A 10,076-nucleotide genomic window follows, 5' to 3' on the forward strand; every position below is an offset into this window, starting at 1 on the left:
TAAGTATGAAAGATTATTTAGTAAAAGCGTTAGCGTTTGATGGAGAAGTACGTGCGTATAGTGTACGTACAACAAATACAGTAAGTGAGGCACAAAGACGTCATGATACATGGAGGACAGCTTCGGCGGCACTTGGTCGTTCTTTAACTGCAGGTACAATGATGGGTGCGATGTTAAAAGGTGATCAAAAGTTAACGATTAAGGTAGAAGGTAATGGTCCGATTGGCCCTATCTTAGTGGATGCTCATGCAAATGGAGATGTACGTGGCTACGTAACGAATCCACATGTTGATTTTGAAGGAACGGAACAAGGGAAATTACGTGTATATCAAGCGGTAGGTACAGAAGGTTTTGTAACAGTAATTAAAGATATTGGTATGCGTGAGCCGTTTATCGGTCAATCCCCAATCGTTTCGGGAGAACTAGGGGAAGATTTCACGTATTATTTCGCAGTTTCTGAGCAGACGCCTTCTTCTGTTGGTGTCGGTGTCCTTGTAAATGGAGATGACAGCGTATTAGCGGCGGGTGGATTTATCCTTCAAATTATGCCGGGCGCACAGGAAGAAACAATTTCATTCATTGAAGATCGTTTGCAAAAAATCCCGCCTGTATCAACATTGATTGAACGAGGCCTTTCTCCAGAAGAGCTACTATATGCAGTCCTTGGAGAAGATAAAATAAAAGTATTAGAAACAATGGATGTTCAATTTAATTGTACGTGTTCACGTGAGCGTATTGAGAGTGTGTTAATTAGTTTAGGTAAAACAGAGTTAGAGCAAATTCGTGAAGAAGAAGAAGAGACAGAAGTTCATTGCCATTTCTGTAATGAACGTTACAAGTTCTCTAAAGAAGATATTACAAATTTAATTGAGAATTTGTAATAAGGGGATTAACCCTCCGAATAGATTGACAAACAGGGAATTTTCTGACAAAATCTAAATATAGATAAAACCAATAAAAATACTCGGTGTTAGGAGTGACAGGAATGCGAGTGGCACAATCAGTTTCAGAATTAATCGGGAAAACGCCGATCGTTAAGTTGAACCGCATCGTAGAATCAGACAGCGCAGATATATACTTAAAACTAGAATTTATGAATCCGGGGAGTAGCGTTAAAGATCGTATTGCACTAGCTATGATTGAAGATGCTGAAAAAAAGGGATTGTTAAAAGAGGGCGATACAATCATTGAACCAACAAGTGGTAACACAGGTATTGGTTTAGCGATGGTAGCGGCTGCTAAAGGATATAATGCAATTTTAGTAATGCCAGAAACAATGAGTATTGAGCGTCGTAATTTATTACGTGCTTACGGTGCTGAATTAGTATTGACTCCAGGTCCTGAAGGGATGGGTGGAGCAATTCGTAAAGCAACTGAATTAGCAAAAGAGCATGGTTACTTTATACCGCAACAGTTCCAAAATCAATCGAATCCACAAATTCACCGTTTAACAACAGGTCCAGAAATTGTTGAGCAAATGGGTGATCAATTAGATGCGTTTATTGCAGGTATTGGTACAGGTGGAACAATTACTGGTGCTGGTGAAGTGCTGAAGGAAGCATATGAAGGTATTAAAATTTATGCAGTAGAACCTGCGGATTCACCAGTGTTATCTGGTGGGAAACCAGGTCCACATAAAATCCAAGGAATTGGGGCGGGATTTGTCCCAGAGACATTGGATGTAGAAGTATATGATGAAATTATTCAAGTGAAAACAGAGCAAGCATTTGAATATGCGAGAAGAGTGGCTAAAGAAGAAGGTATTTTAGTTGGTATCTCTTCAGGAGCAGTTATTTATGCAGCAACAGAAGTTGCGAAAAAGTTAGGTAAAGGGAAAAAGGTACTCGTTATTATTCCAAGTAACGGTGAACGTTATTTAAGTACACCACTTTATCAATTTGAATCATAATTAAATGCGATTGAAAAAGCATCCTTGAAAAAGGATGCTTTTTCTTTTTGGATTGGAAATAGGAAAAGAGTGAATGACTAGAAAACTTCATGTAAAATAAGAGGTAGTATAATTAAATTATTTTCACTAGCCTTCGAGTATAATCAATCTCTATATAAATAACTTATGTAGTTTGAGGTGGTTCATCTAAGAGGGTGGGATAAAAGAAGACGGGGTGTTGATATGCAACGAAGAAAATCTTTAGCGCTTTCTATTCCATATCAGTTAGATTTCTTTAAGCAATATAAATTTCTTTCTCAGGATAAGCCGCAACATATTTTGCTGGAAAGTGGACGTGGCGGTCGTTATAACATAGTGGGTTTAAACCCGGTAGCGGTAATCCAAGGAAAGGGTGTAAAGTTACATATAAGTGAAAGTGGTAAGGAAACAATAAAAAAAGGGAATCCATTAGATTTAATGCAAGAATATATGGAGAAATGGAAAACAGACTACAATCCAGAGTACCCACCTTTTCAAGGTGGTGCAATGGGCTACTTTAGTTATGATTGTATCCGTTATATTGAAAAACTCCCTTCTCTTGCAGAGGATGATCTGAATATACCCGATATATACTTTTTATTATTTGATGATGTGTTTGTCTATGATCAAAAAGAAAAGGTATTGTGGATTATTACACATTATGTAGATAAGCATGCAGAAGCGGAAGAACGTTTAAATGAATGGAAGGATCTTTGGACGGCAGAAGTGCCTGAAGTGACTATGCCGTTTGAACGTCCTAAAAAGAAAAATGAAGCGGTTGCCTTTACAGAAGCAGGCTTTATGAAGGCTGTTGAATGTATTCAAGAGTATATTGGAAATGGTGATGTGTTTCAAGTAAACTTGTCGACAAGACAGGAAAGAACTTTACAAACGCATCCACTAGAAATTTATACAAGTCTTCGTAAAATTAATCCATCTCCATATATGGGTTACTTAGAGCTTGGGGATTTTCAAATTGTTAGTGCTTCGCCTGAATTGCTGATTAAAAAACAAGGGCAAGAAGTAAGTACACGACCAATTGCAGGTACAAGATCCCGAGGTGCAAATGAACAAGAGGATCAAGACTTAGCAAGGGAATTAATTGAGAACGAAAAGGAACGAGCAGAGCATGTGATGCTTGTAGATTTAGAGCGAAATGATTTAGGACGTGTTTGTAAATATGGTACTGTAGAAGTCGATGAATTTATGGTAATTGAAAAGTACTCACATGTTATGCATATCGTTTCCAATGTGCGTGGTGAGGTGGAAGAAGATAAGGATGCTTTCGATTTAGTGAAAGCTGTATTTCCTGGTGGAACAATTACTGGTGCACCGAAAATACGTACGATGGAGATTATAGAAGAATTAGAGCCTGTTCGTCGAGGGATTTATACAGGTTCAATTGGTTGGATTGGTTATTCTGGAGATACGGAATTAAATATTGTCATTAGAACGCTTCTTGCGAAAGATGGGCAAGCACATGTGCAAGCTGGAGCGGGAATTGTAATTGATTCAAATCCGAAAAATGAATATAAAGAGTCGTTAAAAAAGGCAATTGCTTTATGGCGTGCAAAAGAAAGTAGCGAAGAAACGGTTAGGTGAGAGAAATGATATTAATGATTGATAATTATGATTCTTTTACATTTAATTTAGTACAGTTTCTTGGAGAACTTGGACAAGAGCTTGTTGTTAAGCGTAATGATGAAGTGAGTATTGCAGATATTGAGAATATGAAACCAGATTTCTTAATGATTTCGCCAGGTCCATGTAGTCCTAATGAAGCGGGGATTAGTATGGAAGTTATTAAATACTTTGCTGGGAAGATTCCGATTTTTGGAGTTTGTCTTGGGCATCAATCGATTGCACAAGTATTTGGTGGAGAAGTTGTTCGTGCAGAGCGATTAATGCATGGAAAAACGTCACTTATGCATCATGATGGGAAAACGATTTTCTTAGATATTCCTAATCCATTTACTGCAACGCGTTATCATTCCCTGATTGTTAAGAAAGAGTCATTGCCAGATTGTTTAGAGGTAACATCTTGGACAGAGGAAGGGGAAATTATGGCGATTCGTCATAAGACACTGCCGATAGAGGGTGTGCAATTCCACCCAGAATCTATTATGACTTCTCATGGGAAAGAGTTACTACAGAACTTCATTCGTAAATATAGTCCAAGTGTGACATCATGTTAATTTACGTAAATGGCGAGTATGTAGAAGCGAATGAAGCGAAAATCTCCCCTTATGACCATGGTTATTTATATGGGCTGGGAGTTTTTGAGACATTTCGTATTTATAATGGTCATCCTTTTTTGTTAGATGATCATTATAACCGTTTAATAGGTGCGCTAGATGCATTGCAAATTAAATGGACAATGACAAAAGATGACGTGATGCTTATTTTGAAAAATCTACTCGCTAAGAATGAATTGGAACATGCGTATGTACGTTTTAATGTATCAGCAGGTGTAGATGAAATAGGATTACAAACGGAAATGTATGAAGACCCTTCGGTTATTGTTTTTATAAAACCTTTAACAGCTCCAGGAGATGTAGTAGAAAAAGAAGGGGTTATTTTAAAACAAGTGCGAAATACACCAGAAGGAGCATTTCGTCTGAAGTCTCATCATTATCTAAATAATATTTTAGGGAAGCGTGAAATTGGAAATGTAGTGAGCAAGGAAGGTATTTTCCTTACTGAAGCAGGTTATGTTGCAGAGGGGATTGTTTCGAATCTCTTTTTTGTGAAAGGTGATGTTTTATATACACCTTCGTTAAAAACAGGGATTTTAAATGGTATCACTCGTGCGTTTATTATAAAAAGTGCTGAAGAATTGAATATAGAAGTAAAGGAAGGTTTCTTTACAAAAGATGAATTACTTTCAGCAGATGAAGTCTTTGTAACAAACTCAATTCAAGAAATTGTTCCGCTTTATCGTATAGAAGCGCAGGATTTCCCGGGTAAAGTAGGAGTAGTTACAAAAAGTTTAATGTACCTTTATGGAATGCAGAGAGAGAAATTATGGAGCAGAAATGAATTACGAAGAGGAGATGTGTAGTTTGAAGTGGGATTATGATTTACGCTGCGGCGAATATACATTGAATTTAAATGAAAAGACATTAATTATGGGGATTTTAAATGTAACACCAGATTCGTTTTCTGATGGTGGGAGTTACAACGAGGTAGATGCTGCGGTACGTCATGCAAAAGAAATGCAAGGTGAAGGTGCTCATATTATTGATATTGGTGGCGAATCTACTCGCCCGGGTTTTGCTAAAGTATCAGTAGAAGAAGAAATAAAGCGAGTTGTCCCGATGATTCAAGCGGTTTCAAAAGAAGTGAAATTGCCTATATCTATCGATACATATAAAGCTGAAGTTGCAAAGCAAGCAATTGAGGCTGGTGCTCATATTATTAATGATATTTGGGGAGCGAAGGCGGAGCCAATAATTGCTGAAGTCGCAGCTCATTATGATGTACCTATCATTTTAATGCATAACCGCGATAATATGAATTATCGTAATTTAATGGCGGATATGATTGCTGATTTGTATGATAGTATCAAAATTGCTAAAAATGCTGGTGTGCGAGATGAGAATATTATTTTAGATCCAGGTATCGGTTTTGCTAAAACACCTAAGCAAAACTTAGAGGTGATGCGTAATTTAGAACAGTTAAATGTGCTAGGTTATCCGGTTCTCTTAGGTACATCGAGAAAGTCCTTTATTGGGCACGTATTAGATTTGCCAGTAGAGGAACGCCTTGAGGGAACGGGAGCTACTGTTTGTCTTGGTATTGAAAAGGGTTGTGAGTTTGTTCGTGTCCATGATGTGCAAGAAATGGCGCGTATGGCTAAAATGATGGATGCAATGATTGGTAAGGGGGTAAAGTAATTGGATAAAATTTATATCCATGATATGGAGTTTTACGGTTATCATGGTGTGTTCCCGGAGGAAAATAAATTAGGTCAGAGATTTAAAGTTGACTTAACGGTGGAGTTGGATTTAAAGCGTGCAGGGGAAAGTGATGAATTAGAGCATTCGGTCAATTATGGAGAGCTTTTCGAATTATGTAGAAAAGTTGTTGAAGATAGAAAGTATAAGCTTGTGGAGAGTATCGCTGAAAATATTGCTGCAGATATATTAAAACAATATGAAAGTATTTCACGATGTACAATTAAGGTAATTAAGCCGGATCCACCGATACCAGGTCATTATCGTGCTGTAGCAGTAGAAATTACGAGAGAACGTCCATGAATAATATAGCATACATTGCATTAGGGTCAAATATTGGAGAGCGTTATACGTATCTAACCGAAGCGATTCAGTTCTTAAATAAAAATCCTTATATTCAGGTTGATGATATTTCATCTGTATATGAAACTGAGCCAGTTGGCTATACTGACCAAAGTTGCTTTTTAAATTTAGTTATAAAAATTTCTACCAATTTATCACCACAAGAATTATTGAAAGTAACACAAAAAGTAGAAAATGACCTAGGAAGAAAAAGGGAAATTAGGTGGGGGCCGAGGACTATCGACCTTGACATTTTACTTTATAATCAAGAGAATATTGAAGCAGAGAATCTTATTGTTCCGCATCCGCGGATGTTTGAAAGAGCTTTTGTTATCGTTCCGTTGTTAGAGATTAATCAAGACATAAAACAAAACATTTCACGTTCACAAGTAGAAGAAATGAAAAGGCGAGAGGGAGTAACGGTATGGAAGCAGAAAAATGGGGAAGACGCATTCGTGCTTTTCGAAAGCTAAAAGGCTACACGCAAGAAGGTTTTGCTAAAGAATTAGGGGTATCTGTATCTGTTTTAGGTGAAGTTGAGAGAGGGAATCGATCACCTTCTCAAGATTTTGTAGTAGAAGTTGCTAAGGCATTAAATGTTTCGATAGATGAATTAATGCCAAAGTGACTGTGCAGGAAGGAGTAGGTTGATTGTTAAAGATTGCAAATATTGAGATGAAAAATCCGGTTGTATTAGCACCGATGGCGGGAGTGTGTAATTCTGCATTCCGTTTAACAGTGAAAGAATTTGGTGCAGGTCTAGTTTGTGCTGAAATGGTAAGTGATAAGGCAATATTACTGAATAACAAAAGAACATTAGATATGTTATATATCGATGAGAGAGAAAAACCATTAAGTTTACAAATTTTTGGTGGAGAGAAAGAAACTCTTGTAGATGCTGCGAAATACGTAGATAAATATACGACAGCAGATATTATTGATATCAATATGGGTTGCCCAGTACCGAAAATCGTAAAATGTGATGCGGGGGCAAGGTGGCTTTTAGATCCCAATAAAATATATGAAATGGTAGCAGCGGTTGTAGATGCTGTTGAAAAGCCGGTTACAGTTAAAATGCGTATCGGTTGGGATGAAGAACATATTTTCGCAATAGAAAATGCTAGAGCTATTGAGCGTGCTGGTGGACAAGCTGTGGCGGTTCACGGACGTACGCGAGTGCAAATGTATGAAGGTAAAGCGGATTGGGATATCATTAAACAAGTAAAGCAAGCTGTGAATATCCCGGTTATCGGAAATGGTGATGTCGAAACACCGCAAGATGCGAAGCGAATGCTTGATGAGATTGGTGTAGATGGTGTTATGATTGGCCGTGCGGCTCTTGGGGATCCATGGATGATTTATCGTACAGTAAAGTATTTAGAGACAGGTGAATTAATGCCGGAACCAACAGTGCGCGAGAAAATTGATGTATGTATGTTGCATCTAGATCGTCTTATCGACTTAAAGAACGAAAGTGTCGCTGTAAGAGAGATGAGAAAACATGCAGCTTGGTATTTAAAAGGTGTTCGTGGTAATGCGAGTGTACGTAATGGTATTAATGCTTGTAACACACGTGAAGACCTTGCGAATGTGTTAGGTGCATTTGTAGAAGAAGTAGAAGCGAAACAACAAACAATTTACGTTGGTTAATAAGGAACATAGGAGATTGACATTCTTCTATACACTTCCTATAATTACGTGAAAGAAAGAAGAACTGCCAGTTAGTTGCTGGCAGTTTTTCTAGTTGAGTAGAAAATGCTATACTGTATATATTGTAAAAATTAATAGAGCTGGAGTGATATCAATATCATGGATAACATGAACCACGAAGAATTAAACGACCAATTGCTTGTTCGTCGTGAAAAGCTACATAATTTACGTGAGCAAGGAATCGATCCGTTCGGTAAACGATTTGAACGCACAAATTCAACGACCGACTTAGTAAGTTTATATGGAGAATTCTCTAAAGAAGAATTAGAAGAGAAAGAAATCACTGTTTCTATCGCTGGTCGTATTATGACAAAACGCGGTAAAGGAAAAGCTGGATTCGCGCACATTCAAGATTTACACGGACAAGTTCAAATTTACGTTCGTAAAGATACTGTTGGAGATGAAGAGTACGAGTTATTTACGACAGCAGATTTAGGTGACTTAGTAGGTATTGAAGGTAAAGTGTTCAAAACAAACGTTGGAGAACTTTCAGTAAAAGCAACGGGATTTACGCTTTTAACGAAATCTCTCCGTCCGTTACCGGATAAATATCATGGATTAAAAGATGTTGAACAACGATACCGTCAACGTTACTTAGACTTAATTACAAGTATGGAAAGTCGTGAAACATTTGTTACTCGCAGTAAAATTATTCGTGAAATGAGAAGATATTTAGATGACAACGGTTATCTTGAAGTAGAAACGCCTATGATGCACGCGATTGCAGGTGGAGCATCTGCTCGTCCTTTCACTACGCATCATAATGCGTTAGATATGGAATTATATATGCGCATCGCAATTGAACTTCATTTAAAACGTCTTATTGTGGGCGGATTAGAAAAAGTTTATGAGATTGGCCGTGTATTCCGTAATGAGGGTGTATCAACTCGTCATAACCCTGAGTTTACGATGATTGAATTATATGAAGCGTACGCTGATTATAATGATATTATGAAACTAACAGAAAATATGGTTGCTCATATTGCGAAAAAAGTATTGGGTACAACAACAATCCAATATGGTGATTATGAAATTAATCTAGAACCAGAATGGACACGTCTTCATATGGTAGATGCAATTAAGCAACACTCTGGAGCGGATTTCTGGAATCCGATGAGTGTAGAAGAAGCGCGTGAGCTTGCGAAAGAACATAATGTAGAAATTAAGGATACAATGGAAGTTGGTCATATTATTAATGAGTTCTTCGAGCAAAAAGTAGAAGATAAATTAATCCAACCAACATTTATTTACGGTCATCCGGTAGAAATTTCGCCACTTGCGAAAAAGAATGATGAAGATCCACGATTCACAGATCGTTTCGAATTATTTATCGTTGCACGTGAACATGCAAATGCATTTACTGAGTTAAATGATCCGATCGATCAAAAAGAACGTTTTGAAGCGCAGTTAAAAGAGCGTGAACAAGGTAATGACGAAGCACATATGATGGATGACGATTATATTGAAGCTCTTGAGTACGGTATGCCTCCTACGGGTGGATTAGGAATTGGTATTGATCGTCTAGTTATGTTATTAACAAATGCACCATCTATTCGTGATGTATTATTATTCCCTGCTATGCGCCATAAACAAGACTAAGCTTTGGAGATTTCTCCAAAGCTTTTTTTATTTGAGTATGAGTTGCGTGGGTATAATAGATCTTGATGGTGCGAGAAATTATACTTATATAGAAGAAATGTGCTGTTTTTATACTTTTTTACTAAGTTAAAAATTTTATTAGAAAAACTATTGCATTTTAATAATCAAACTGGTATATTTATATTCGTTGCCACGAAAGGTAACAAGCAAAACAAACGAAAAACAACTTATTGAAAAAAGTTGTTGACGAGAATGTAACGAAATGTTATATTGATAAAGTCGCTTCTGAGCGACCAAGTAGTTCTTTGAAAACTGAACGAAACAAACAACGTGAAACGTCAATTTTTATTTTTAGATGCTAGACAAACTAACTTTATTGGAGAGTTTGATCCTGGCTCAGGATGAACGCTGGCGGCGTGCCTAATACATGCAAGTCGAGCGAATGGATTGAGAGCTTGCTCTTATGAAGTTAGCGGCGGACGGGTGAGTAACACGTGGGTAACCTGCCCATAAGACTGGGATAACTCCGGGAAACCGGGGCT

The 10,076-nt window shown here is 37.5% G+C and carries 11 protein-coding genes; all 11 read left to right on the forward strand.

What is annotated here, in order from left to right:
• Positions 1–5 precede the first annotated feature (5 nt).
• The 11 genes from hslO (at position 6) to lysS (ending at position 9,534) form a co-directional block, all read left to right on the forward strand.
• Positions 6–881, forward strand: a complete 876-nt coding sequence (gene hslO / locus DOS87_RS00425; protein ID WP_208730178.1) for an Hsp33 family molecular chaperone HslO — start codon at positions 6–8, stop codon at positions 879–881.
• A gap of 104 nt (positions 882–985) precedes the next feature.
• Positions 986–1,909: a cysteine synthase A gene (cysK, locus tag DOS87_RS00430; protein ID WP_001261716.1), complete on the forward strand. Its 924-nt coding sequence runs from the start codon at positions 986–988 to the stop codon at positions 1,907–1,909.
• A gap of 222 nt (positions 1,910–2,131) precedes the next feature.
• Complete coding sequence (gene pabB, locus DOS87_RS00435) at positions 2,132–3,529, forward strand: aminodeoxychorismate synthase, component I (protein ID WP_001189711.1); 1,398 nt, start codon at positions 2,132–2,134, stop codon at positions 3,527–3,529.
• Between the two features lie 5 nt (positions 3,530–3,534).
• Positions 3,535–4,122, forward strand: coding sequence for an aminodeoxychorismate/anthranilate synthase component II (gene pabA / locus DOS87_RS00440; RefSeq protein WP_000602284.1), 588 nt, complete (start codon positions 3,535–3,537; stop codon positions 4,120–4,122).
• Complete coding sequence (gene pabC / locus DOS87_RS00445) at positions 4,116–4,988, forward strand: aminodeoxychorismate lyase (RefSeq protein WP_000909860.1); 873 nt, start codon at positions 4,116–4,118, stop codon at positions 4,986–4,988. The genes pabA and pabC overlap by 7 nt, the downstream gene beginning before the upstream one ends.
• Positions 4,963–5,823, forward strand: a complete 861-nt coding sequence (gene folP / locus DOS87_RS00450) for a dihydropteroate synthase (RefSeq protein ID WP_002162959.1) — start codon at positions 4,963–4,965, stop codon at positions 5,821–5,823. The genes pabC and folP overlap by 26 nt, the downstream gene beginning before the upstream one ends.
• Entirely contained in the window at positions 5,824–6,186 is a 363-nt protein-coding gene (folB, locus tag DOS87_RS00455) for a dihydroneopterin aldolase (protein WP_000358066.1), read from the forward strand.
• Entirely contained in the window at positions 6,183–6,698 is a 516-nt protein-coding gene (gene folK / locus DOS87_RS00460; RefSeq protein WP_001059450.1) for a 2-amino-4-hydroxy-6-hydroxymethyldihydropteridine diphosphokinase, read from the forward strand. Before folB ends, folK begins: the two co-directional genes overlap by 4 nt.
• The gene (locus DOS87_RS00465; protein ID WP_000387030.1) at positions 6,650–6,853 is read left to right on the forward strand and encodes a helix-turn-helix domain-containing protein; all 204 of its coding nucleotides are present in this window, start codon (positions 6,650–6,652) and stop codon (positions 6,851–6,853) included. Before folK ends, DOS87_RS00465 begins: the two co-directional genes overlap by 49 nt.
• A gap of 23 nt (positions 6,854–6,876) precedes the next feature.
• Positions 6,877–7,875, forward strand: a complete 999-nt coding sequence (dusB, locus tag DOS87_RS00470) for a tRNA dihydrouridine synthase DusB (protein ID WP_000912244.1) — start codon at positions 6,877–6,879, stop codon at positions 7,873–7,875.
• A 159-nt stretch (positions 7,876–8,034) separates the two neighbouring features.
• Positions 8,035–9,534: a lysine--tRNA ligase gene (gene lysS / locus DOS87_RS00475; protein ID WP_000369685.1), complete on the forward strand. Its 1,500-nt coding sequence runs from the start codon at positions 8,035–8,037 to the stop codon at positions 9,532–9,534.
• Positions 9,535–10,076 lie beyond the last annotated feature (542 nt).

The sequence above is a fragment of the Bacillus sp. CR71 genome (assembly GCF_003429245.1).
Classification (GTDB): domain Bacteria; phylum Bacillota; class Bacilli; order Bacillales; family Bacillaceae_G; genus Bacillus_A; species Bacillus_A thuringiensis_S.